Source organism: Mesorhizobium sp. C277A, from assembly GCF_040324395.1.
Lineage (GTDB): Bacteria > Pseudomonadota > Alphaproteobacteria > Rhizobiales > Rhizobiaceae > Mesorhizobium.
Map to the genome: position 1 here is coordinate 5,279,160 of NZ_JAMYVW010000002.1, position 23,829 is coordinate 5,302,988.

Below are 23,829 nucleotides of genomic sequence, written 5' to 3' on the forward strand. Positions count from 1 at the left end.
GCCGGCGGCGCGCTCAATCATCATTGGCCGCATTAAGCTCTTCAGGCCGCAGCCCTTCGTCGCCATGGCGCGGCCATGGCAGGAAATTCTGCTCGAACGCATCGCTGCCGAAATAATCCAGGACCCGGTGCGCTTCCGCCCCGTCGAAGGCGGCCTTTTGCATCAGATGGGCGATGACGTCGCGCGCTTGCGCGATCTTCTGCCTGAGTTCGGCTATGCTCTGGTCGGCCATTCGTCTGCTCCGCCTTGCTTCTCCCATCAATAGGTAGCGCCTTTGGCGTTGCCGGCAAACAGCATGCTTTTTCTCGACTCTTGGCCGGTTTCGTGCCAAGCCCCGCGCCATGGCGCTCGATATCAAGATCTGTGGATTGAAGACCGATGAGGCAATGGCCGCGGCCCTGGCCGGCGGCGCCAGCCATGTCGGCTTCATCTTCTTTGCTAAAAGCCCGCGCTATGTCGAGCCTGCGGCAGCCGGCCGCCTGCGCGAGGCGGCAATCGGCAAGGCCAGGGCGGTCGCCGTGACGGTCGATGCCGATGACGCGTTCCTGGATGAGATCGTCGCAAAGATGCGCCCCGACATGCTGCAGTTGCACGGCACGGAGACGCCCGAGCGGGTGGCCGAGGTGAAAGCTCGCTACGGCCTGCCTGTCATGAAGGTGTTCTCCGTCAGTGAGGTAGCCGATCTCGAGCGGCTAAAGCCGTTCATCGGCGTTGCCGATCGCTTCATGTTCGATGCCAAGCCACCAAAGGGCTCGCAACTTCCGGGCGGCAATGGCGTCGCCTTTGACTGGCGCATCCTGGCCGGCCTTGACGCCGGGCTCGATTACATGCTTTCCGGTGGGCTCAACGCCGCCAATATCGGCGACGCCCTGATATCAGCCAATCCGCCCGCGATAGACATTTCGTCGGGGGTGGAAAGCGGCCCGGGCGTCAAGGATCCGGCGCTGATCGAGCAGTTCTTCCGGGCCGTCAGGGCCGCGCGCGACGACCGCGCTGCCTGAGGCACTTCTTTCGAACCCGAGCATGTTCCGGAGAAGTGGGAACCGGTTTTCCGATAAGACATGCTCAGAACCAAGACCAGGAGATCGGCGATGAACAAGCCGGCGACACCCAATTCCTTCCGCACGGGACCCGACGAACAGGGCATGTTCGGCATCTTCGGGGGCCGCTTCGTGGCCGAGACGCTGATGCCGCTGATCCTCGACCTCGAACGGCACTGGAACGAGGTCAAGAACGATCCGGACTTCAAGGCCGAACTGACCGACCTGTCGACCCATTATGCCGGTCGGCCATCAAAGCTGTATTTCGCCGAAGGGCTCACAAAACACCTTCGTGAGGTTTCCTCGGCGAAGGGCCTCGGGGGCGGCGCCAAAGTCTACTTCAAGCGCGAGGATTTGAACCACACCGGTTCGCACAAGATCAACAACTGCCTCGGCCAGATCCTGCTGGCCAAGCGCATGGGCAAGAAGCGCATCATCGCCGAGACGGGCGCTGGTCAGCACGGCGTTGCCGCGGCCACGGTCGCGGCGCGCTTCGGCTTTCCCTGCGTCGTTTATATGGGCGCCACCGATGTCGCCCGCCAAAGCCCCAACGTCTTCCGCATGAAGCTGCTCGGCGCCGAAGTGCGGCCGGTGACCGCCGGTCACGGCACGCTGAAGGACGCCATGAACGAAGCGTTGCGCGACTGGGTCACCAATGTCGAGGACACTTATTACCTGATCGGCACTGCCGCCGGCCCGCATCCCTATCCGGAGCTGGTGCGCGACTTCCAGTCGGTGATCGGCATCGAGGCGCGCGCCCAGATCCTCGAACAGGAAGGCCGGCTACCCGACACCATCATCGCGGCTGTCGGCGGCGGCTCGAACGCCATCGGCCTGTTCCATCCGTTCCTGGATGACAAAGAAGTCCGCATCATCGGCATCGAAGCCGGCGGCCGCGGCCTTGACGGCATCGAGCATTGCGCCTCGATGAATGCCGGCGCGCCCGGCGTGCTGCACGGCAACCGCACCTATCTCTTGCAGAACGCCGACGGCCAGATCCTCGACGGCCATTCGATCTCAGCCGGCCTCGACTATCCCGGCGTCGGCCCCGAACATTCCTGGCTGCGCGATTCCGGCCGCGTCGAATATGTGCCGATCCTCGACGACGAGGCGCTGGAAGCCTTCAAGCTGACGACGCGCGTCGAAGGCATCATCCCGGCGCTGGAATCCGCCCACGCCATCGCGCATGCGGTGAAGATCGTGCCTGATATGGACAAGGACCAGATCGTCATCGTCAACCTGTCGGGACGCGGCGACAAGGATGTGCACACAGTGGCCTCGATGCTGGGCATGGAGATCTGATCATGGTGACCCGCATCGACCGCCGCATGGCAAAACTGAAAGCCGAGGGCCGCCCGGCGCTCGTCACCTATTTCATGAGCGGCGACCCCGACTATGACACCGCTTTGTCGATCATGAAGGCGCTGCCCAAGGCCGGCGCCGACATCATTGAAATGGGCATGGCGTTTTCCGATCCGATGGCCGATGGACCGGCGATCCAGGCCGCTGGCCTGCGGGCGCTGAAAGGTGGCCAGACCCTGGTCAAGACGCTGAAGACGGCGGCTGATTTCCGCGCCACCGACAATGAAACGCCGATCGTGCTGATGGGCTACTACAACCCGATCTACATCTACGGTGTCGATCGCTTCCTCAAGGACGCCATCGCCAGCGGCATTGACGGGCTGATCGTCGTCGACCTGCCACCGGAGATGGACGAAGAACTCTGCATTCCGGCGCTGAAGGCCGGCATCAACTTCATCCGCTTGGCAACGCCGACCACCGACGACAAGCGCCTGCCCAAGGTGCTGCAGAATACGTCGGGCTTCGTCTATTACGTGTCGATGACCGGCATCACCGGCTCGGCTTTGGCCGACACCGGCAAGGTTGCCGCCGCGGTCAAGCGCATCAAGGGCCACACCAATCTGCCGGTCTGCGTCGGCTTCGGCGTCAAGACCGCCGAGCAGGCGCGCATTATCGGCGCCAATGCCGATGGCGTCGTCGTCGGCACCGCGATCGTCAACGCGGTCGCCAATGTGTTGGGACCGAAGGGCGAGAAGACCGCCGACCCGGCCGAGGCCGTCGCCACCCTGGTCAGCGGACTGTCTCAGGGCGTGCGTTCGGCCCGCCTTGCTGCTGCCGAATAGTTTCCCTACTTAGGCCTTGTGCAAGTCGTTATCCCAAAACCGGTTCCCACTTTTGGGCGACATGCACGAGCCAACTCTTCGTCAGGACAGGAGCCGAAGCGATGAACTGGATCACCAATTACGTTCGCCCGAGGATCAATTCGATGCTCGGTCGGCGCACCGACATGCCCGAGAATCTCTGGATCAAGGATCCCGAGACCGGCGAGATGGTGTTTCACAAGGACCTGGAATCCAACCAGTTCGTCATCCCGTCATCGGGCCATCACATGAAGATTTCGGCCAAGGAACGGCTGAAATTCTTCCTCGACGACGGCAAATACGAGCAGCTTGAGAACCCCAAGGTCATGCAGGACCCGCTCAAGTTCCGCGACGAGAAGCGCTACACGGACCGGCTGAAGGACGCCAAGGCCAAGACCGGCCTGGAAGACGCCATCATCAACGCGCTGGGCACGGTCAAAGGCCTGCCGGTTGTGGTGACGGTGCAGGATTTCGCCTTCATGGGCGGCTCGCTCGGCATGGCCGCGGGTGACGCCATTGTGCACGGTTTCGAGGTCGCCTTGCAGCGCAAGCGGCCGCTGATCCTGTTTGCCGCCTCCGGTGGCGCGCGCATGCAGGAAGGCATTCTGTCCCTGATGCAGTTACCGCGCACCACGATCGGCGTCGACCGGCTGAAGGAAGCCGGCCTGCCATACATCGTCGTCTTGACCAACCCGACCACCGGCGGCGTTACCGCCTCCTACGCCATGCTGGGAGACGTCCACATTGCCGAGCCCGGCGCGCTGATCGGCTTTGCCGGCCCGCGCGTCATCGAGCAGACCATCCGGGAGAAACTGCCGGACGGTTTCCAGCGCTCCGAATATCTGATGGAGCACGGCATGGTCGATATGGTGGTGTCGCGGCTGGAACTGCGCGAGACGATTTCACGGCTGTTGAAAATCCTGCTCAAACTGCCGCAGGAGCAAAAGCCGCTGGAGCCGGAAATCCTGCCGCCGTCGGTCATCCCGACGGAAGCCCGCCCGCAAGCCTGACGCGACATTTCTGGCCGCAAACCGCGATTGCGTGCACCTGCGCGCATGCGTAGGATTCGCTCATGACAACGCTTGCCGCAGATCGTGAAATCGAAGCCCTGATGGCGCTGCATCCGAAAGGCTTCGACCTTTCGCTCGACCGCATCACAAGGCTGCTCGAACGCCTCGGCAATCCGCAGGAGCGGCTGCCGCCGGTCATCCATATCGCCGGCACCAACGGTAAGGGCTCGTGCGCGGCCTTTTCGCGCGCGCTGCTCGAAGCCGGCGGCCACCTTGTCCATGTCCACACTTCGCCGCATCTGGTGAACTGGGCCGAGCGCTACCGGCTGGCGGCCGAGGGCGGCGGCCGGCTGGTCGACGACGAGACCTTCGCCGAGGCCATCGCCCGCGTCGCCCGGGCCAATGCCGGCCAGAAGATCACCGTCTTCGAAATCCTAACCGCCGTCACCTTCATCCTGTTTTCCGAGCATCCGGCTGCCGCCGCCATCATCGAGGTCGGCCTTGGCGGCCGCTTCGACGCCACCAATGTCGTTGCCCGGCCGGCGGTGTCGGTGATCATGCCGGTGTCGATGGATCACGAAGCCTATCTCGGCGACCGGGTCGAACTGATCGCCGCCGAAAAGGCCGGCATCATGAAGCGCGGCTGCCCGGTGGTCATCGGCGCGCAGGAGAGCGAGACGGCGCTGCAAGTGCTGATCGAAACCGCCGAGCGGCTGGATTGCCCGACCTTCGTCTACGGCCAGGATTTTCTCGCCTTCGAGGAAAACGGCCGCATGGTCTATCAGGATGAGGACGGGCTGATGGACCTGCCGCCACCGCGCCTGCCCGGGCGCCACCAGTTCGCCAATGCGGCGGCAGCGATTGCCGCCGTCAAGGCCACCGGTTTCGAAATCAGTCATCGCGCCACTGAGAAGGCGATGGCGAGCGTCGCATGGCCGGGCCGCATGCAGAAACTGGTACAGGGCCGGCTGATGGAGCTGGCGCCCAAGGGCGCCGACATCTGGCTCGACGGCGGCCACAATCCGGGCGCCGGCATGGTCATTGCCGAGGCGCTGGCCGAGCAGGAGGAAAAGAACCCGCGGCCGCTGTTTCTGATCTCCGGCATGATCAACACCAAGGACCAGAGCGGCTACTTCCACGCCTTCAAGGGCCTGGCTCGGCACGTCTACACCGTGCCGGTGAGCATGAGCGATGCCGGCGTGCCGAATGACGAGCTGGCGGTGCGGGCGACCGAAGCCGGCCTCACGGCCGAACCGGTCAGTTCCGTCGCCAGTGCGCTGATGCTGCTGCGCGACACCTGGGACGGGCCGGCGCCACGCATCCTGATCGGGGGGTCGTTATATCTCGCCGGCGCGGTGCTGGCCGAAAACGGCACGCCGCCAACCTGAAGCCATTTCACTGCGAGGAGCCCATCATGATCAAGGTCAAGCAACTCGCCCATGTCTGCATCTTCGCGCATGATCTGGAGGCGACGCGAAGCTTCTACCGCGACGTGCTTGGCCTCGACACGCAGTTCAATTTCCTGCGCGACGACAAGGTCTTCGGCTTCTACCTCAATTGCGGCGGCCGCAGCCATGTCGAGGTGTTCCAGAAGGACGGCACTGCATACAGCGAGCAGAACCAGATCAACCATTTCTGCCTGGAAGTCGAAGATCTCGACGCGGCGATCGCCCATATCAAATCGAAGGGCATCGACGTCACCGCCAAGAAGCACGCCTGCGACGACACTTTTCAGGCCTGGATCCGCGACCCCAACGGCGTGAAGATCGAGCTGTTCGAATACACCGCAAAAAGCGCGCAATTTACCGGAGGCGACCGCATCGCCGACTGGTAGTATTTTGGCCCGGGGAATCTATCGGGCGGTTGCCCCTCGGGCAGAAGCCCCGATATGCTTGGCCAAGCATGGAGGCAAGCTCGAATGGTTGTGAAGTGTCTTGTTACCGTCGACAACGACCCGCCGGAGGAGCTGATATTTGAATATGCTCCGCGGGTCGGCGATCATGTGATGTTACCGGGAGCCATCGAGCCACCGCACCCAATTGTTCGAGTGGCCCACAGACCGACGCGCCCCAATGATGCATCCGGCCAGCCCAGTGTCGCGTATGCGTAAGCCGAGAGACGTTTCTCTATCGTGTGTATACGGGCGCTATAGAGGGATATGGGCAGGTCCTGAAGCCCGCGACCGGACGGAAGCCCGGCAAGCCTAGGCAGGCCAAAAAAACCGTGGCTCAAACTAAATAGACATCGGCGGCCGCGGCACCAGTCTGAGGCCTATTTCAGCTCGATCTCGATGAAGGCGTATTCGCCGTCATTGGCGCTGATGACGTCGTGCTCGACGCCTTCCTTGCGGAAGTAGGGCGCGCCCTTCTTCATTTCAGCAAAACTCTCGCCGTCCTTGGTCACCAGCTTCACCTTGCCGTCCATCAGCGGCACCACGACGTAGTCATGGCCATGCCGGTGCCAGCCGGTGTTGTCGCCGGGCTGGAAGCGATATTCGGTGACGATGACGCGCTCATTGTCGATGAAGACGGTGGCCTTGGCGGATCCGGTCATTTGTCTCTCCTGTCCTGCAACAAGCAGATGACATGGAGTGCGCCGATGCGAGGGCCAGAGGCGGTCGGGCGATGACGCCAAAGAAAAAGCCCGGCGCGAGGGCCGGGCTTCGGATCTCGGAAATCAGTCAGCTCAGGCGAGGCTGCCATTGATCCAATGCGACAGCGCGGTCTTCGGCGCGGCGCCGACCTTCATGTCGGCGACTTCGCCGCCCTTGAAGATCATCAGCGTCGGGATCGAGCGCACGCCGAATTGGGCGGCAAGCTCAGGGTTCTCGTCGATGTTCAGCTTGGCGATCTTGATCTTGTCGCCGAGTTCGTTGGCGATCTCTTCCAGCGACGGACCGATCATCTTGCAGGGGCCGCACCATTCGGCCCAGAAATCCACGACGACGGGCTGCGAGGCGTTGAGCACATCCGCCTGGAAATTGCTCTTGTCGACCTTGACGGTGGCCATGCGAAAATCCTTTCGAAATTTATCTCGCACCAAATGTGGTGGTTGAGCAGCCCTTCTTCAAGCAGAACTTGTGTCACGCTCCCGTGAGTCGGGCAAGGGCGTCATCCATCGCCTGCGCCGGCAGTTCGATAAGCCTCGGTGCCTCGGTGAACAGCAGTGCTGCCGTCACCGCGCGGCCGGGGTAAAGCGGCTGGAGCAGCGCGCGGTAGAGCGCCAGCTGCAGGATATAGGCCGGCGGCACCTGGGCCAGGCCTGCGGGCGCCGGCCGGTTGGTCTTGTAGTCGACGATCGATACGCGCCCGGGCGTCACCGCCAGCCGGTCGATCTTGCCGGAGATCGAGCGCAGCCTGCCCTTGACCTCAAGGCTGCCCATCACAGCAACTTCGGCGCGGGACGACGGCGAAAACAGCCCGGCAAAACGCGAATCTCTGAGGATCGCCATCACCGAAGCCAGCGCCTTGTTGCGCTCGGCCTCCGGCCAGTCGGCGCCGGCACGGCTGAGATATCGCAACGCCGCTGCTTGCTGTTCGTCCTCGGGGAAGCCGGGCAGCATCTGCAGCAATTTGTGCAGCGCCAGCCCGCGCATCACCGCAAAGCCCGGCTCCGCCTCGCTGTCCAGCACCGGCGAGCGGGTATCGACAACAGCTTCCTTGCCCTCGTCGATCAGCGCCGACGCGCCGGAAGGCGACAGCGGGCGCGGCAGCTCCTCATAAGGCGGCAAGGGCCGGAACAAGCCCACCGGCAGCGGCAGCACCTGTTGTGGCAGCCGCGACTCGTCGGCTGCCGCCTGCGCCACCGGCGGAAGCTTGCTCATGACGAAACGATGCACCGGCTCGCTGCTGGCGGGGTGGCGGCGCTCGGTGCTTTCGGGTGCACCTGTCAGCGCGCGGCTGACGATCGAATGCCAGGTGCCGGTGCTGGGCTGACGCTTGCCGTGATAGCCGCAGACGATCAACCGGTCCTCGGCGCGTGTCATGCCGACATAGAGCAGCCGCCGGTATTCGTCGTCGGCAAGCTCCCGCGCCCTGGCCGAGGCTGCCTTTGAGAAGCCGTTGGCGACATCGGCGGCTGAGCGCCAGAGATAGCCCTTGCCGTCGAAATTGCGGCCCGAAGCGTCGAACGGCATGAGCCGCGGCAGATGCTGGTCGCTGAACGGCGCCGAACCGCCATCGACCAGGAAGACAACAGGCGCTTCCAGGCCCTTGGCGGCATGCACGGTCATGACGCGGACCTCGTCGCGCGTCTGGTCCATCTCGCGCTTGATCTCCGGGCCGGTGTTTTCCAGCGTCGCCAGGAAAGCCTCCAGCCCCGGCAAGCCGGTGCGTTCTTCGGCCAGACAGAAGCTCAGGAACTCGTCGAGAATATCGCCGGCCTCCGGGCCGAGCCGGGCGATCATCTTCTTGCGCAGGCCGTCGCGCGCCAGCACCCCGGCGTAGAATTCGAACACCGGCCGGAACGCCGCCTCGTTGGCCCAGCCGTCGAGCCGGGCAACGACATCGGTCAGCGCGGTATTGTCGCCAGCATGCTGGCGTAGTGAGGCGATCAGCGATGTTCCGGCTGGCCGTCCGGCGCCAAGCGCAAAAAGCGTCTCCTCCGACACGTCGAAAACCGGGCTGCGCAGCACGGCGGCGAGCGACAGGTCATCCTGCGGCTGGATGAGGAAATGGCCGAGTGCGATCAGGTCCTTGACCGCGATGTGGCCGGGCAGGCTCAGCCGGTCGGCGCCGGCGACGGGAATATCGCGGTCCTTCAGCGCGCGCGACAGCGCATGGACGAAGCGGTCGCGCTTGCGCACCAGCACAAGAATGTCGCCGGCCCTCAGCCTGCGTCCCTTGCCCTCGATGATCTCGCGGTCCTTGAGCCAGGCCTCGATGGTCGCAGCCACATGCTCGGCCACCCGCACAGCCGGCGCGCTGGCATGGTTGACCGGCAACGTCCAGTCGTCGGGCTCCTCGACGGCGTCAGCGCCGAGCGACGGCCAGACCTCGACATAGCCAGGCGCGTCGTTGCGGATCGCCTTATGGTCGAGCGGATCGGGGTCATGGCTGATGCCGCGCCGCACGCCCGGATCGGCAAAGACGCGGTCGACGGCGGCAAGCACGTCGTCGGTCGACCGGAACGACCAGGTCAGTTTCAGGTCGGCAAACGAAGCATTGGCGGCGTTCACGCGTCCGGAAAACAAGAGCCGGCTGTCGGCGAAGGAATCCGGCGCGGCACCCTGAAAGGAATAGATCGACTGCTTTTCGTCGCCGACGGCGAACACCGTGCGATTGGTCGTGCCGCGCTGGCCGTGGCCGGCAAAGAACTCCTCCGCCAGCCGCTTCACCACCTCCCATTGGTCGGGGCTGGTGTCCTGCGCCTCGTCCAGCAGGATGTGGTCGATACCCTGGTCGAGCTTGTACTGCACCCAGGGTCCGGCATCCGGCCGCGCCAGAAGGTTGACGGTGCGGGTGATGAGGTCGTTGAAGTCGAGAAAGCCGCGGCTGCGCTTCAGGCGCTCGTACCGCACGATCAGCCAGTCGGCTATGGTCAACGCCGCGACCGTGCCTTCCAGCATCCGGAACAGCGCCAGCCGGTCGGAGACCTCTGTTATCGCCTTGACGGCCGCCAGATAGCGCTCGGGAAGGTCGGGCAGCCGGCCGAGCAGCGCCTTCTTGAACAACTTTGAGGGATCATAGGGGTCGCCATCGGCCTTGAGAAAGGCTTTGCCGAGCATCTGCAGCCGGCGGGTCGGGTCCGTCTCGGCAAAGGCCAAGCGGGCATAGGGCAAGAGATTGTTGAGCACGGTGCGGGCGTCGGCGGCCTCGGCGGCACTGGCGAACACTGCAAAGAAGTCCGGCAGGAAACCCGGCAGCGGCCATACCGATGCCGCTATGTCTTCGGCGCTCTGCCCGGGGCGAAAATGGAATTCGTCGAACAGGGCCTGAAAGCCGCCGCCGTCGCGCCGGACCGCACCGATGAAGCCGCGTAAGCCGTCGCGCTTGCGCACGATTTCGGCGAGCAGCGCATCGAGTCCGTGTTCGCCGCCGCGCTCCAGCACGGTGGCAAAGGCCTCGGCCAGTCCGGTGTCTCCGGCTGACGTGCCCGAAATCATGTCCCGGCGGGCGCCAGCAAACAGCGAGGCCTCCATCTGCGGATCGAGCATTTCGAAATGCGCCGGGATGTTGGCCTCCAGCGGAAACTGGTGCAGCACCGATTCGCAGAAGGCGTGGATGGTCTGGATCTTCAGCCCGCCCGGCGTTTCCAGCGCTTCGGCAAACAGCCGGCGCGCCCGCCGCATCGTGTCGCGGTCGGGTCGGCGGCCGTCCACCGCCTCAATCTTTGTGGCAAGCTCGGCATCGCCGAGCGCCGTCCATTCCGACAGGGTCGAGAACACGCGGTTCGACATGTTGGCGGCGGCCGCCCGCGTATAGGTCAGGCACAGGATCTTCGACGGATCGGTGCCGTTGAGCAGCAGCCGGATGACGCGCTGGGCCAGCACATGCGTCTTGCCCGAGCCGGCATTGGCGGACACCCAGGCCGAGTTCTTCGGGTCGGAGGCGCGCGCCTGGCTGGCGGCGGTTTCGCTGGGGATGGGATAGGCTTTTTTCATGCCTCCCCCGCCTCGTCATCGCTGTCGCCGCCGGCCGACCATTCGAGCACGCGCGCCAGATGATCGTAATCGCCATCGCTCTCGCCCTCGCGAAAAGGCAGCGCCCGCGACAGATAGCCGGTCGTCGGATCGGCATAGTGGACCAGCAGCTTTTCCAACCGCGCCCAAGCCTCCTCGGCGAGGTCTTCGGCGGTCCGAGGCTGGCGGTTGTAGTCGAGGATGGATTCCTCGAACACTTCGCCATTCGGCTTCAGCCGCACGAATGCGAGCTGGGAGGGCTCGCGCGCGCCAAGCCCCTTGAAGGCGCCGCGCCGGAGCAGCGCCCCTTCGAGCGCCAGCTGTGGCGCCAGCAGCGTGTGGGCCTGCGCCTTGGACGGGGACGAGCCGGTCTTGTAGTCGAGAATGTCGGCCATGCCACCGGCCAAAAGGTCGACGCGGTCGGCATAGCCGGACAGCGTCACGCCGGTGCGGCCGACAGCGGTCTTTTCGGCGCGCTCCTCGGCATGCCGCCGGGCGACGGCGGGAGCGCGGCCGCGCTCCCATTCGATGATGTTGGCGGCAAGCTTTTCGAAGCGCGGCCACCACACAGCCTCGACGTCGGCGGGCAGGGCGATCTCGGCAAAGCAGGTCCGGCCGGCAGCGATGAGGCGTTCCAGAGCTTCGGGCGCGCGGGGATCCGCCACCTCTGTCGAGAACAGATGCAGGATGTCATGAAACAGCGTGCCGCGCTCGGCGGCACCGGGGTCGCGGATCACCGGTTCGAGCGGCAGAAGGCTCAGAATACGCCTGGCGTAGACCGCATAGGGGTCGCGGCGCAGCGTCTCGATCTCGGTCACCGAGAAGTGGGTGGGCCGCATGCTCAGCGGCGGTTTCGGCTGCGGTCGCGGCGCGAAATGCTGCCGCTCGCCGGCATCGAGCGCGCGCGCCCAGGCAAGCAATTCGTCGCCGCGCCCGCGCAGTGCGGCGGCCGGATCCTTGCCGATGAAGGTGAGGATGCGCTGCAACCAGCGCGACGGCACCGCCGGTGCGTCGCCGGCTCGGGCGGAGCGCGTCAGCACCACCTTTTTCGCCCCCATCGCCATCTGGAAATCGTGGGCGGCAAGGCCGATGCGCCGTTCGGGCGGCTCGAGGTCGATGCCGGTCTTCATCAGCCGCGACATGAAGCGGTCGCTTTCCGGCTTGCGTGGCCACACGCCTTCATTCAGCGCGCCAATGACCAGCGTGTCGACGTTCTGCAGCCGTGCCTCCAGCGCGCCCCATATGGCAATGTTGCGGTCTGTGCCTTGCCCGGGCTTGACCGTTTCCGGTGCTATCAGCGCGTCCATCACATCAGGCCATTCGTCGGCCGGGAAGTCGAACGATGCAGACGCGGCGACCACACCGCGCAGCAGCTCGGCGAGTTTCTCGCCGGCGTCGCCGGCATAAAATTCAGCCAGGCTGCCCTCCGCCGTGCGGCCGAGATTTTCCAGCGCGGCGACGCTCGCTCTGGTCAACGCGACGAGATCGGCGTTCTCTTCACCGCGAAAGGCGGTCAGCGGCGCCAGTGCCGTCACAAGCCGGCTCAGCATATCGCGGGCATCGTCGATGCCGCGCCCGCTCAGGCGCGAAAACCAGAAGGGCTGGCGCTTGTCCCCGCTCAGCCCGGCGAGACGCTCCTCGAACAGTGCTGGCAAAGAGGCGATGTCGGGGCGTCCGGTGCCGCCGCGCAGCGCCACGAGTTCGATGAGCTCGGCGGCATGGCGCACGCCGGTGCGCTCAAGTCCGAGCCCGAGCAGCGGATGCTTGAGCAGCGACAAAAGGCCGACGGGATCGCCGGGCCGGAATACCGCTTGAAGTGTGAGCCGCAGCAGGCTGGCGGCAGGCGTGTTGGCGAGCGGCGTGCCGCCGGAATCGTCGGCGATCACGCCGAAGCGCAACAGCTCGGCCGAGACGCGCCGCGCCAGCCAGCGGTCGCCGGTAACGAGCGCTGCCCTTAGTCCCGGCTGTTCCACGGCGGTTTTCAGCGCGATGGCGATCGCCGCCGCCTCGTCGCGTTCGCTGGCGGCTTCGATCAGCGTCACGTCGGCGAAGGCCTCGGCGATGTCTACGGCGTTGAAGCATATGCGGGTCTCGGCCCATAATTCCGTGGTCTCGGCCGGCCGCAGCGCCTCGCCGACAAGGGCCGCGCGGAGCGCCAGTGCGGGCTCGGCGGAGACCACTTCCTCGACATCGCCACGCAGCACGCCAATCTTGCCGATCAGCTTGGCCATGCCGTATTGCGGGTGGCCAAGCAGTGCCGGCCGCGCACCGGGCGCCCCAATCGCGGCAAAAGACGGTTCGTCCAGCATCCCATCGAGCCCGGGCAGCACCACGGCGCCGTTGGGCAGGCTGGCGACCGTGGCAAGCAGTTCGGCCGTGGCGGGAATAGAGCCCGTCGAGCCGGCGGCGATCACCGGGCCTTTGGGCGGGTTGCGTTCCAGCCGCTTCGCCTCGCGCCGGATCAGCGCATTGCGGTGCGCGGCCGGGTTGGAGCGGTCGCGCTCCTCCAGCAATTTCGGCCAGGCCTCGGTGACGATACGGAGGAAATCGAGCGTCACAAGCCACCATCCGGCAAGATTGCCGGTGACCAGATCGGCAAGCCTGGTCCAGTCCGTGCCTTCGGTTTCGATCTCGTCCATCAGCCGGGCGAGGTCGCGCGCCAGCCAGATCGCATCGGCGGCGGAGGCCGGCACGACGATCTCTTCGTTGAACATATCAAGGACATGCGCCGGCAAGGTGCGCTTCCAGGCCCGCACCAGCGGCGCCAGTAGCAGCAGGCGTTCGATGGCTGCGATCGGCGGCGCCATTTCAAGCTCGGTCGGCGTGCCGGCGTCGAAGGCGGCTTCGTCCTCGTCGAACTCTCCGAGCGGGCGGATGACCGGCAGGATCGCCGAACGGCGGCTCCCCCCCGGTCCCGAAAGCGCGTCGACAAAAGCGCCGCGCAGCGCACGGGCCGCGCGCCGTGTCGGCACATAGATGGTGACATCAGCCAGCGCCAGCGGATCGCCGTCGAACCGGAAGCCGGGCACCAGCCGTCCGGCCAGCAAGGCCTCGGCCAGAGTCGGCAGGAATGGCGCTCCGGGCGGGATCGAAAGAACGCGGCGCGCGCCGCTCATACCACCTTCGCGAGAGCTTCGGCGGCGGCCGCTTCCGCCTGCGGAATGGCGTCGGGAGTGCCGACGGTGATCCAGCTTCCGCGCATCTGCATGCCGAACAGACGGCCAGAGGCGATTGCCTTGTCGAAATAGGTGTTGAGCGAATGCGCCCCGGCCGGCGCATCCCTGAAGATGGCGGGATTGACGATTGCCGCTCCGGCATAGATCAACCCGGCCGGATCGCCTTTCGAGCGCCGCAGGCCGCCATCCGGCGCCATCAGGAAATCCGTGCCGACACCGTGTCCGGTGGCCGAGTCGAGATCGGTAAGCATCAGCAGAATATCCATTTTCGCGCCGTCCCATGCAAGGGCAAGGCGCTCGAGGCTGGGCTGGCCGCTGTCGATCCAGAACGTATCGGCGTTGATGATGTAGAAGGGGTCGCTGCCCAGCAGCGGCAATGCCTTGACGATGCCACCCGCCGAATTCAGCAGTGCGTCGCGCTCGTCGGAAATGACGATCTTTGGCGCCCGCCTGTGGGCGATATGGGCGACGATCTGGTCCGGCAGATAGTGCACGTTGACGATGGCTTTCTCGACGCCGGCCGCTTCGAGACTGTCCAGCCCCCAGTCGAGCAAGGTCCTGCCGGCGATCCGCACCAGCGGCTTCGGCATGGTGTCGGTGATCGGCCGCATGCGCTTGCCAAGACCCGCCGCCAGCACCATCGCTGTGGTCAAGGTCACGGGAGCCGTTCCTCCAGCAGGCCATGTGCCATGTAAAACTCCTTCAGCTGAGCCAGCGCCGGGTGCGCCAGCGCCCGCCTGAGATAATCGCGGATGCGCGGCAGGTGTCGGAGATAATAGGGCTTGCCGTCGCGCTTTTCGAGCCGCACGAAAATGCCGAGGATCTTCGAATTGCGCTGCGCCGCCATGATCGCATAGGCCGCGCGGAAGGCGTCCTCATCGAAGCCGCCGGCGGCGTGGCGCGCAGCGACATAGGCGTCCACGGTCCGCTGCTCGATATCGGGCGAAACGGTGACGCGGGCATCCATGGCCAGCGACGCAACGTCATAGGCCGCCGGACCCATCAGCGCGTCCTGGACGTCGACGATGCCGAGGCGGTCGTGGCCTTTGCGGTCACCGCGCCAGATGATGTTGGGCGAATGGAAGTCGCGCAGCATCAGCGTGTATTCCTGTGTGTCCAGCCGATCGAGAACCGCGTTCCATTCCCTGTGATAGCCGGCGCGTAAAGCCTCGCTTGCCGGGCTGCCGGTCACCATCGGCACATACCAATCGACCAAGAGATCGGCTTCGATCAGCATGGCGTCGCGATCGAAGGGCGGCACCTCGTGGAAGACGCCTGGGACGGCTTCCATGCGCTGCAGCCAGGTCTTGCCATGCATCATGGCCAGCAATTCGGCTGCTGCCGTGTAGCGCTCGGCCGCCGGCTCACCATTGCCGTCGAGAAAACCTTCCGAGCCCAGATGCTCCAGCAGCAGAAACCCTTGCTCGAGATCCTCGGCATGGATTTTTGGGACACTGACACCTTGCGCCAGCAGCGCCTTGTCGATGGCGACGAAGGCGGTGACCGACTGCGCGGTGTGGGCGATCACGGCATAGGGCTTGCCGTCGCGCACCGGCGGCCCCAGCACCAGCCGCGGCGAATTCATCAGCACGCGCGGCGCAAGGCCGGCGCGCGAGACGATCTCATAGGAGCGCGCCGAGGCGTCGCCGACGAAATGGCGCCGCGCGGCGTCGCCCCAACCGGCCGTTTTGAGGAAATCGCGCATCGCCAGCGATCGGGCCACGCGTTCGAAGGCAACGCCTTGGCCCGATAGTTTCGCCAGGCGGCCTTCGCCCTGATGGACGAGTTCGATCCAGATCGACGTCCTGGGCAGAGCGGCCTCCGCCCGTTCCGGCCACTCGACAAGGGCAGCGCCCTGCAGCAGCGCCTCGTCGAAACCCAGCTCGTCCATCTCGCCGGCCGAGGACAGGCGATAGAGATCGAAATGGTGCACGGGGATGCGCGTGTCGTAGCTTTGCACCAAGGTGAAGGTAGGGCTCGGCACATCGAGGCCGGCATCGTCGGCCAGCGCCCTGATCAGGGCCCGCGCCAGCGTCGACTTGCCGGCGCCGAGATCGCCCTTGAGCGCCAGCACGTCGCCCGGCCGCAGCGCCATGGCCAGGTCCTCGCCGAGCCTTGCGGTCGCAGCCTCGTCGGCGAGAAAACGCTCCAGCACAACAACGGTCATCGAGCGCGCTACTCGGCCGCGGCGCGGATGCCCGACGGTGCATCGGGGAAGGTGCAGATGACGGTGGTGCCCTTGTCCTTGCCGGTCTCGATGCGCACGCTGCCGCCGTGCAGCTCGACAAAGCTCTTGACGATCGACAGGCCTAAGCCCGCACCGCGCCGGCGCCCGCCATTGGTGCGCGGCTCGAAGCGGCGGAACACCGAATCGAGCAGGTCCGGCGGCATGCCGGGGCCGTTGTCATGGACGGAGAATTCCACACCTTGCTCCAAATGCCGGCAGGCAAGCGTGATAGTGCTCGCCTCCGGCGCGTAATTGGCGGCGTTGCTGAGCAGATTGTAGAGGATCTGGCGAACCCGGGTCTCGTCGCCGTGAAAACTCTTCGGCGCCGCAGCGGCGTCGATCCGGAGCTTGATCGAATGCTCTTGCAGCCGGTCGGCGACCAGTTCGGCCGCGGCCTCGATGGTGCGCTCGACGCTTACTTCCGAAATGTCGAGCTGCATGATGCCGGCGTCGACGGTGGCGAGGTCGAGTATGTCGTTGACGATGGTGAGCAGCACCGAGGATGACGAGCCGACATGCTCGACATATTCGCGCTGCTTTGGGCTGAGCGGCCCGGTCGCCGGCAGCGACAGAAGCTCGGTGAAGCCGATGATGTTGGTCAGCGGCGAGCGCAGCTCGTAGGAGACATGCTGCACGAACTCGTTCTTCAGCTGGTCGGATTTCTGCAGCGCTTCGTTCTTGTCCTTCAGCGCGCGCTCGACATTGACGCTGTCGGTGACGTCCACAAAGGTCATCATCACCTGGCCGTTGGGCAGCGGGATGACGGCGTAGCTGAGCACTGTGCCGTTCTTCAGTTCGGTCTGGCCATGGCGGTCGCGGCGCTCGTCGTCGAAACCGGTGATGGCGGCGACGAACCCGCCCCACGGGCTGTCGACGGCGCGCTGGTCGCTGAGATCGCGGATCGCCGAGACATGGACGTTGGGCTTGATCACATCCTGGCTCAGTCCCCACAGCGCGACAAAGGCCGGGTTCGACAGGCGCAGCCGCCCATCGGGACCGAACACGGCGACGCCTTCGGCCAGATTGTCGAGCGTTTCGCCCTGGACCCGCACCGCCGTCTGGTAGCGGCTTTCGAGGTCCATCTTCTCGGTCAGGTTCTCGAACACCCAGGTCACGCCGCCCTTCGGCTGCGGGTTGGCCACCACGCGGATGGTCTTGCCGTCGGGCAGATGCCACCAATGCTCTTGCGATTCCACCGCGCGGTAGGCGCCAAGCAGGCCTTCTTTCCAGCGCCGCCATTCCGGCTGCTCGGCGATCTTGCCTTCGCTGCGCAGCCGGTCGAGCAGCAGCGCATTGTCGGGCGCGCTGTGCAGGAAGCCCGGGTCCAGCCCCCACAGTTTCTGGAACGCCTGGTTGAAGAAGCGCAACTTCTCGTTGGCATCGAAGATCGCCACCGCCGTGTTGAGCTGGTCGAGCGTGTCGGCATGGCTGCGCACCGTGCGCTCATATTCGCCGCGAATGGTTTCGGTGGCGCTGGTGTCGCAGGCAAGACCGGCCGAGCCGTCGGCACCGGCGAAGTCGGTGACGGCGAACACCCGGCGGTCGCCCTCGATCACCGTCGACAGCGTCTGTTCGAAGATCGGGCGCGATTTGTGCTGCGCGGCGATCTGTTCGCGCGCTTGGGCGCCGAGGAATTCCTTGGCTTCGCGCACGGCGGTCTCGGCGTTCGGTGCCTCGACCGCTCCGGCATAGGCACGGTTGACCCATTTCAGCCGCCCGTCGGTGGCGCGCAGCCAGGCCGGCATCGGCAAGGCGTCGAGCAGGCCGATCATGGTCTCGTAGTCGGCGGCCAGACGCTGGTTCTCGATCTTCAGCCTGGCTTGGCTCCTCTGAGTTTCCGACAGCGAGACGAAGCGCACCAGCACATGCGCGGCGCTCTTGCGGCCATGCACTTCAAGCGGCGCCCCGGCCTGCGATTCGATCACGAGATCAAAGGGTTTCGCTTTCTCGCGCAGACCAGCGACGGCATTTTCGAGCGCCGCCGCCGAGCGCGGCATCAGCCAGCGGCCGAAGGCGAGGAAGGCTGCACGGTCGTCCGGCGCACCGCTTTCCAGCGGCAGCGTGCCGATCAGCTCCGGCTTCTTGTTCTCCGACGCCCAGACGATGACGCGCTGGTCACGCAGATTGAGCAGCGCCTCGGAGCGCTGCAGCGCCGCATTGATGTCGGCAATGCGGGCTCTGAGTTCGACATTCTGCGCCGAGGTGCGGGCTCTTTCGCGGATCAGGAAGATGGCCGAGACCAGTGCCGCGCCCATGACGCCGACGAACATGGCGAGCTGGATGACTTCGACCGCGCTGACCGACAGTCCGGCCTTCTGCGCAATGGCCGGCTCGGCATGGGCGGCAAACGAGGTGAGCGGGCCGGCAAGAGCTGAGGTGGCAAGAAAGCCGGCGGTGCGGGCGCCAACGCGCCTCTTCAGGCCACCGCCTGTCGTGACGGAGCCATTGCTATCGGAATCGTCATGGCCGCCGGAAACGGCCGATCCCGCGCGAGGCGGGTTTTCCCCCGGCATGCCTTGGTCCTCTTCGCCGCCTGAATGCAAGACCGCCTAGATCAGGATCACGTTTGATGAAACGCCCTTCTGACCTAACTCTTTTCTAAAGAGCATGATCTTTTCCGAAAACCGCTTCCCACTTTTCGCTGACGCGGTCCTTCGGTTCGAATCATGCTCTCGATGCGTACGCCGGCCTCGTCCCCGGCCCACGAATCAGCACAATAGCGCGTGCTGGAATCGGCGTGAAGAATCATCCGCGCAAAAAAGAAGCCGGGCGAAAAGTCAATCGCCCGGCTTCAATATCTAGTGGTAAACGCCGCTTTGGCTAATAGCGGTAGTGTTCCGGCTTGAACGGACCCTGCGGGGTCACGCCGATATAGGCGGCCTGTTCGCCGGAAAGTTCGGTCAGGCGGGCTCCAAGCTTGTCGAGATGCAGACGCGCCACCTTCTCGTCGAGGTGCTTGGGCAGCACATAGACCTGGTTCTGGTACTGGCCGGGCTTGGTGTAGAGCTCGATCTGCGCCAGCACCTGATTGGTGAACGAAGCCGACATCACGAAGCTCGGATGACCGGTCGCGTTGCCGAGGTTGAGCAGGCGCCCCTCGGACAGCAGGATCATCCGCTTGCCGTCCGGGAAGGTTATCATGTCGACCTGCGGCTTGACGTTGGTCCATTGCAGGTTGCGCAGCGACGCGACCTGGATCTCATTGTCGAAGTGGCCAATATTGCCGACGATCACCATGTCCTTCATCGAGCGCATGTGGTCGAGGGTGACCACATCCTTGTTGCCGGTGGTGGTGATGACGATGTCGGCGGTCGGTGCGGCATCTTCCAGCGTGACGACTTCAAAGCCGTCCATCGCCGCCTGCAGCGCGCAGATCGGATCGACTTCGGTGACCTTGACGCGGGCGCCGGCGCCCTTGAGCGAAGCCGACGAGCCCTTGCCGACGTCGCCGTAGCCGCAGACGACCGCAACCTTGCCGGCCATCATGGTGTCGGTGCCGCGGCGGATGCCGTCGACCAGCGATTCCTTGCAGCCATATTTGTTGTCGAACTTCGACTTGGTGACCGAGTCGTTGACGTTGATCGCCGGGAAGGGCAGCAGGCCCTTCTTCTGCAGCTGGTAGAGTCGGTTGACACCCGTGGTCGTCTCTTCGGTGACGCCGCGGATGGCTTCCTTCTGCTTGGTGAAGAACCCGGGCGAAGCCTTCAGCCGCTTCTTGACCTGGGCGTAGAAGTATTCCTCTTCCTCGCTCTGCGGGTTGGACAGCACGTCCTCGCCGGCTTCGGCGCGGGCGCCGATCAGTATGTACATGGTGGCGTCGCCGCCATCGTCGAGGATCATGTTGGAAAGGCCGCCATCGGCCCACTGGAAGATCCTGTCGGTGTAGTCCCAGTACTCCTCGAGCGACTCGCCCTTGACGGCGAACACCGGGATGCCGGCCTCGGCGATGGCCGCGGCCGCATGGTCCTGGGTCGAGAAGATGTTGCACGAGGCCCAGCGGATATCGGCGCCAAGCGCCTTCAGCGTCTCGATCAGCACCGCCGTCTGGATGGTCATGTGCAGCGAGCCGGTGATGCGCGCACCTTTCAACGGCTTCTTGTCGCCGAATTCCTCGCGGCAGGCCATCAGGCCCGGCATTTCGGTTTCGGCGATATCGAGTTCCTTGCGGCCCCAGCCGGCAAGCGAGATGTCGGCGACCACATAGTCCTTGCTACCTGTCATGGCAGTGCTCCGGTGTGATTTGTCTTCAGAATGCGCCTGCGCCACACGGCGCGTCGAAGGGCGCGGAATGCCGGCCTGACTAGCAGATCGCCGCCAAGACGACAATGGGATATAAAGAAATCTTTATGCGCGTATGTGTTTACGGGGATGCATGCCGCCCAAAAGTATCCCGCGGTTTTGGGACAACGGCGTTCAAAGCAAAAACTTCAGCACTCTTCGCCGAAGCGCGAGGCGACCAGCTGCTCCAGCGCGTCCATCGCCGCTGCGGCTTCAGCGCCGCTGGCTGTGACGCGGATCGAATAACCGGGGCTCGCCGCCAGCATCATCAGCCCCATGATCGAGGTGCCGCCGACCTTGAGACCATCCTTCTCGACATGGACGGTGGCGTCGAAGCCGCTGGCGACCTGGACGAACTTCGCCGAGGCTCGCGCATGCAGGCCGCGCTGGTTGACGATCGGGAACTCGCGCACGATCTCACCGGGCGACAGCGCGTTCATTTGCTGCTCAGCAGCTGACTTGCGACGTTGATGTATTTGCGCCCCGCAGCCTGCGCCTCGTCGAGCGCGGTCGCCATGTTGTCGCCCTTGCGGATCGACGACAGCTTGATCAGCATCGGCAGGTTCATGCCGGCGATGACCTCGGTGCGACCGGATTCCATCACCGAAATGGCAAGGTTGGAAGGCGTGCCGCCGAACATATCGGTCAGAACGATGACCCCGGTCCCGGTGTCGACGCGGCCGACGGCGTCGACGATATCGCGCCTACGCTGCTCCATATCGTCATCGGCGCCGATTGCCACGGTTTCGAAATTGTCTTGTGGCCCCACGACATGTTCCACGGCATGGCGGAACTCGGCGGCCAGTTGACCGTGCGTTACAAGCACGAGTCCGATCATTCTATGGTGGCTCCCGTCATCGCCGCTTCACAGGCGCTTTTTATGCTCGCCGGCCATCCCAGGCGGCGGGAGCGCTATCTTGTCGACGCGCGGCGCGTTGACAAGCCCAAAATTGCGTCGGCCATGGCCAATTTGACGCATTGCAGCAAAAAACCGGCGGCGGATCATACGAAAGGCGCAATCGCCAGCCGCGCCATTACCGCCGGCAAAGCCGCAGTGACGTTGCGCTGAACGAGGTCGATGCGCGGCACCACACAGCCGGCAATGGTCGCGCTCGCCTCTTCCTGGAAACGCTCCACAGCGTTTGCGGCAACCAGCTGGATCGTAAGGTCGATGACCCCCACGGGTTCGAACAAAAGCGGCTTCGGACCAAGCCCGGGCACCTCTGCGAGGCCGGCAATGCTGGCGGGCGCATGGCAGACCAGCCGCCCGAAACGCGCCGCGACAAACAGCTGGTCGTCGCCGATCAGCCTCGCAAACAGCCCGAGCCGGCTGAAATGGTCGATGAGCGCCAGCGCCAGCGTTGTCTTGCCCGAGCCGGACGGCCCGGTGATCAGGACGCCCCGCTCCCCAATCAGGACTGCGGTGGCATGGATGTTCTCGGGTTCCGCGGTGGGATCGGGCATACGCAGCCGCGATCAGCCTTCGGCCGGCAGCGTGACGACGAAGCGCGCGCCCTTGATGTCGCCGGGCTTGGTGCCGGGGATGTTCTCGGCGGTCAGCGTGCCGCCATGGGCTTCGACGATCTGCCTGGATATCGACAGGCCAAGCCCCGAATTCTGGCCGAACGCCTCGCCCGCCGGGCGGTCGGTGTAGAAGCGCTCGAAGATGCGGTCGATGGCGTCCGGGCGGATGCCGGGGCCGTTGTCGTCGACGGTGACGATGTTGACCTTGCCCGCGCGTGCCAGCGAAATGGCGATATGGCCGTGGTCCTCCGGCACGAAGGAGCGGGCATTCTCGATCAGATTGGTGATGACCTGGCCGATCCTCAGATCATGGCCGGTGACGAAATAACCTTTGACGCCTTGCGGCAGCTTGGCGGCCTTGAACTCGATCTCGACAGCCTTTTTGTTGCGCGTCGCCTCGCGCGACACGGCGACGAGGTCGGTGATGAATTTCTTCAAATCGACCGTGGCGGCATCCTCACGCGCCAGTTCGGCGTCGAGGCGCGAGGCATCGGAAATGTCGGTGATCAGCCGGTCGAGACGCCGGACATCGTGCTGGATGATCTCCATCAGCCTGCCGCGTGAATTGTCGTTCTTGGCAAGCGGCAAGGTCTCCACCGCGCTGCGCAGCGAGGTCAGCGGGTTCTTCAGCTCGTGCGAGACATCGGCGGCGAAGCTTTCGATCGCCTCGATGCGGGCATAGAGCGCATTGGTCATGTCGCGCACCGCGACCGACAAATTGCCGATCTCGTCCTGGCGGTCGGAAAAGTCGGGGATCTCCTCGCGGCTCTTGACGCCGCGCCGCACCCGCACTGCCGCCGCCGATAGCCGGCGCAGCGGATTGGCGATGGTGGATGCGAGCAGCATCGACAGGATTGCGGTGACCAGGGCGGCGATGCCGAACACGCGCAAAATAGCCTTGCGCTCGGCGGCGACGATCTTGTCGATGTCGCCGCCTTCCGTCGACAGCATCAGCACGCCGAGAACGGCGCGGAAGCGCTGGATCGGCACCGCCACCGAAACGATCTGCTCGCCCTGTTCGCTCACCCGCACGATCGTCGACGGACTGCCGGTCAGCGCCTTGACCACTTCCGGGAAGGCCGCACCGTTGCCGCCGGGCTGCTCATGGTAGACGGGCAGGTCCTTGTTGCGGAAGAAGTCGAAGACGAATTTCTGCACGCGCTCCAGCATATCCGGCTGCTCGTCCTCGACCGGAGGCAGGTCGTAGCGCAGGATCTGGCCGCGCGAGTAGAGATGGCGCGAATCGAGCAGCAGATTGGCGTCGCGGTCATAGATGCGGGCCCGGGTGCGCGTCGGCGAAATCAGCCGCCGCAGCACCGGCGCGACGCGCTCGGGGTTGATCGGGAAATCCAGATTGTCGAGCTGGTCTGAGCCCGGCCCGAGGCTTTCACCGGCCTGCAGTTCGAGCAGTTTTTCCGGATCGATGCTGATCGAATCGGTCTCGACCGTCGCCGACGCGGCAATGGCGCCGGCGATGATCTCGCCCTGCGTCATCAGGCTTTCGACGCGGGCATCGATCAGCCCGTCACGGAAGGTGTTAAGATAGAGGATGCCGGTGACCAGCACGGCGAGGCCGGCCAGGTTGAGGAACAGGATGCGCCGGGTCAGGCTGGAAAAGATGTGGTGGCCGAGGAAGCGGCGCATCGGCACCGTCAACCTCGACAGGAATGCGGGCAGAATCCGCGACCGCCTGACAGCGCTCGTTCGTCTGCTCCGCTGTACATCCACTGCCATCGAATAGCAGCTCCCGCCTAGTCTTTGGTTTTATGCATGTCGTCGTCCCAAAAACGCGA

At 64.8% G+C, this 23,829-nt stretch carries 19 protein-coding genes; 6 read left to right on the forward strand and 13 right to left on the reverse strand.

Going from position 1 to position 23,829, the window contains the following annotated elements:
• Positions 1-13: 13 nt before the first annotated feature.
• Entirely contained in the window at positions 14-232 is a 219-nt protein-coding gene (locus NKK52_RS26125) for a hypothetical protein (protein WP_023672288.1), read from the reverse strand.
• A gap of 109 nt (positions 233-341) precedes the next feature.
• Here NKK52_RS26125 and NKK52_RS26130 point away from each other — a divergent pair, with 109 nt between their 5' ends.
• The 6 genes from NKK52_RS26130 (at position 342) to NKK52_RS26155 (ending at position 6,046) form a co-directional block, all read left to right on the forward strand.
• A complete protein-coding gene (locus NKK52_RS26130; RefSeq protein WP_023681392.1) occupies positions 342-1,001 on the forward strand; it encodes a phosphoribosylanthranilate isomerase in 660 nt (219 codons plus the stop codon).
• Between the two features lie 90 nt (positions 1,002-1,091).
• On the forward strand, positions 1,092-2,342 hold the full coding sequence (trpB, locus tag NKK52_RS26135; protein ID WP_023681393.1) for a tryptophan synthase subunit beta: 1,251 nt from the start codon (positions 1,092-1,094) through the stop codon (positions 2,340-2,342).
• 2 nt (positions 2,343-2,344) lie between these two features.
• Positions 2,345-3,184 carry a tryptophan synthase subunit alpha gene (gene trpA, locus NKK52_RS26140; protein WP_023681394.1) on the forward strand — a complete coding sequence of 280 codons (840 nt, stop codon included), beginning with the start codon at positions 2,345-2,347 and terminating at the stop codon, positions 3,182-3,184.
• Between the two features lie 101 nt (positions 3,185-3,285).
• Entirely contained in the window at positions 3,286-4,212 is a 927-nt protein-coding gene (accD, locus tag NKK52_RS26145) for an acetyl-CoA carboxylase, carboxyltransferase subunit beta (protein WP_023672292.1), read from the forward strand.
• A gap of 62 nt (positions 4,213-4,274) precedes the next feature.
• The gene (locus NKK52_RS26150) at positions 4,275-5,600 is read left to right on the forward strand and encodes a bifunctional folylpolyglutamate synthase/dihydrofolate synthase (RefSeq protein WP_023672293.1); all 1,326 of its coding nucleotides are present in this window, start codon (positions 4,275-4,277) and stop codon (positions 5,598-5,600) included.
• 26 nt (positions 5,601-5,626) lie between these two features.
• Positions 5,627-6,046 (forward strand): VOC family protein, encoded by a 420-nt coding sequence (locus NKK52_RS26155; RefSeq protein ID WP_023681395.1) that lies wholly within the window; start codon positions 5,627-5,629, stop codon positions 6,044-6,046.
• 437 nt (positions 6,047-6,483) lie between these two features.
• Here the strand turns inward: NKK52_RS26155 and NKK52_RS26160 are convergent, their stop codons facing one another.
• From NKK52_RS26160 to NKK52_RS26215, 12 genes are all read right to left on the reverse strand, one after another.
• The gene (locus NKK52_RS26160) at positions 6,484-6,765 is read right to left on the reverse strand and encodes a cupin domain-containing protein (protein ID WP_023681396.1); all 282 of its coding nucleotides are present in this window, start codon (positions 6,763-6,765) and stop codon (positions 6,484-6,486) included.
• A 132-nt stretch (positions 6,766-6,897) separates the two neighbouring features.
• The gene (gene trxA, locus NKK52_RS26165; protein WP_023672297.1) at positions 6,898-7,221 is read right to left on the reverse strand and encodes a thioredoxin; all 324 of its coding nucleotides are present in this window, start codon (positions 7,219-7,221) and stop codon (positions 6,898-6,900) included.
• Between the two features lie 73 nt (positions 7,222-7,294).
• Positions 7,295-10,813, reverse strand: a complete 3,519-nt coding sequence (addA, locus tag NKK52_RS26170) for a double-strand break repair helicase AddA (protein ID WP_023681397.1) — start codon at positions 10,811-10,813, stop codon at positions 7,295-7,297.
• Positions 10,810-13,947 carry a double-strand break repair protein AddB gene (addB, locus tag NKK52_RS26175; RefSeq protein ID WP_023681398.1) on the reverse strand — a complete coding sequence of 1,046 codons (3,138 nt, stop codon included), beginning with the start codon at positions 13,945-13,947 and terminating at the stop codon, positions 10,810-10,812. The genes addA and addB overlap by 4 nt, the downstream gene beginning before the upstream one ends.
• Entirely contained in the window at positions 13,944-14,648 is a 705-nt protein-coding gene (locus NKK52_RS26180; protein WP_031197320.1) for a nucleotidyltransferase family protein, read from the reverse strand. Before NKK52_RS26180 ends, addB begins: the two co-directional genes overlap by 4 nt.
• 14 nt (positions 14,649-14,662) lie before the next feature.
• On the reverse strand, positions 14,663-16,174 hold the full coding sequence (tsaE, locus tag NKK52_RS26185) for a tRNA (adenosine(37)-N6)-threonylcarbamoyltransferase complex ATPase subunit type 1 TsaE (protein WP_023681400.1): 1,512 nt from the start codon (positions 16,172-16,174) through the stop codon (positions 14,663-14,665).
• Between the two features lie 8 nt (positions 16,175-16,182).
• Positions 16,183-18,747 (reverse strand): sensor histidine kinase, encoded by a 2,565-nt coding sequence (locus NKK52_RS26190; RefSeq protein ID WP_023672300.1) that lies wholly within the window; start codon positions 18,745-18,747, stop codon positions 16,183-16,185.
• Between the two features lie 307 nt (positions 18,748-19,054).
• Positions 19,055-20,455 (reverse strand): adenosylhomocysteinase, encoded by a 1,401-nt coding sequence (gene ahcY / locus NKK52_RS26195; RefSeq protein WP_023681401.1) that lies wholly within the window; start codon positions 20,453-20,455, stop codon positions 19,055-19,057.
• A gap of 206 nt (positions 20,456-20,661) precedes the next feature.
• Positions 20,662-20,952: an HPr family phosphocarrier protein gene (locus NKK52_RS26200; RefSeq protein ID WP_023672303.1), complete on the reverse strand. Its 291-nt coding sequence runs from the start codon at positions 20,950-20,952 to the stop codon at positions 20,662-20,664.
• Entirely contained in the window at positions 20,949-21,350 is a 402-nt protein-coding gene (locus NKK52_RS26205) for a PTS sugar transporter subunit IIA (protein ID WP_023672304.1), read from the reverse strand. Before NKK52_RS26205 ends, NKK52_RS26200 begins: the two co-directional genes overlap by 4 nt.
• 164 nt (positions 21,351-21,514) lie before the next feature.
• Positions 21,515-21,976, reverse strand: a complete 462-nt coding sequence (locus NKK52_RS26210; protein ID WP_023681402.1) for an HPr kinase/phosphorylase — start codon at positions 21,974-21,976, stop codon at positions 21,515-21,517.
• Positions 21,977-21,988: 12 nt separating this feature from the next.
• Positions 21,989-23,770 (reverse strand): sensor histidine kinase, encoded by a 1,782-nt coding sequence (locus tag NKK52_RS26215; protein ID WP_023681403.1) that lies wholly within the window; start codon positions 23,768-23,770, stop codon positions 21,989-21,991.
• Positions 23,771-23,829 lie beyond the last annotated feature (59 nt).

What these genes read in the sequence shown, in the direction of transcription:
- NKK52_RS26190 (WP_023672300.1), bottom strand. Translation starts at nt 18,747, where the DNA reads ATGCCGGGGGAAAACCCGCCTCGCGCGGGATCGGCCGTTTCCGGCGGC.
- NKK52_RS26210 (WP_023681402.1), bottom strand. Translation starts at nt 21,976, where the DNA reads ATGCCCGATCCCACCGCGGAACCCGAGAACATCCATGCCACCGCAGTC.
- NKK52_RS26155 (WP_023681395.1), top strand. Translation starts at nt 5,627, where the DNA reads ATGATCAAGGTCAAGCAACTCGCCCATGTCTGCATCTTCGCGCATGAT.
- accD (WP_023672292.1), top strand. Translation starts at nt 3,286, where the DNA reads ATGAACTGGATCACCAATTACGTTCGCCCGAGGATCAATTCGATGCTC.
- tsaE (WP_023681400.1), bottom strand. Translation starts at nt 16,174, where the DNA reads ATGACCGTTGTTGTGCTGGAGCGTTTTCTCGCCGACGAGGCTGCGACC.
- NKK52_RS26125 (WP_023672288.1), bottom strand. Translation starts at nt 232, where the DNA reads ATGGCCGACCAGAGCATAGCCGAACTCAGGCAGAAGATCGCGCAAGCG.
- NKK52_RS26180 (WP_031197320.1), bottom strand. Translation starts at nt 14,648, where the DNA reads ATGGTGCTGGCGGCGGGTCTTGGCAAGCGCATGCGGCCGATCACCGAC.
- NKK52_RS26200 (WP_023672303.1), bottom strand. Translation starts at nt 20,952, where the DNA reads ATGAACGCGCTGTCGCCCGGTGAGATCGTGCGCGAGTTCCCGATCGTC.
- NKK52_RS26150 (WP_023672293.1), top strand. Translation starts at nt 4,275, where the DNA reads ATGACAACGCTTGCCGCAGATCGTGAAATCGAAGCCCTGATGGCGCTG.
- trpB (WP_023681393.1), top strand. Translation starts at nt 1,092, where the DNA reads ATGAACAAGCCGGCGACACCCAATTCCTTCCGCACGGGACCCGACGAA.
- ahcY (WP_023681401.1), bottom strand. Translation starts at nt 20,455, where the DNA reads ATGACAGGTAGCAAGGACTATGTGGTCGCCGACATCTCGCTTGCCGGC.
- addA (WP_023681397.1), bottom strand. Translation starts at nt 10,813, where the DNA reads ATGAAAAAAGCCTATCCCATCCCCAGCGAAACCGCCGCCAGCCAGGCG.
- NKK52_RS26160 (WP_023681396.1), bottom strand. Translation starts at nt 6,765, where the DNA reads ATGACCGGATCCGCCAAGGCCACCGTCTTCATCGACAATGAGCGCGTC.
- NKK52_RS26215 (WP_023681403.1), bottom strand. Translation starts at nt 23,770, where the DNA reads ATGGCAGTGGATGTACAGCGGAGCAGACGAACGAGCGCTGTCAGGCGG.
- NKK52_RS26130 (WP_023681392.1), top strand. Translation starts at nt 342, where the DNA reads ATGGCGCTCGATATCAAGATCTGTGGATTGAAGACCGATGAGGCAATG.
- NKK52_RS26205 (WP_023672304.1), bottom strand. Translation starts at nt 21,350, where the DNA reads ATGATCGGACTCGTGCTTGTAACGCACGGTCAACTGGCCGCCGAGTTC.
- addB (WP_023681398.1), bottom strand. Translation starts at nt 13,947, where the DNA reads ATGAGCGGCGCGCGCCGCGTTCTTTCGATCCCGCCCGGAGCGCCATTC.
- trpA (WP_023681394.1), top strand. Translation starts at nt 2,345, where the DNA reads ATGGTGACCCGCATCGACCGCCGCATGGCAAAACTGAAAGCCGAGGGC.
- trxA (WP_023672297.1), bottom strand. Translation starts at nt 7,221, where the DNA reads ATGGCCACCGTCAAGGTCGACAAGAGCAATTTCCAGGCGGATGTGCTC.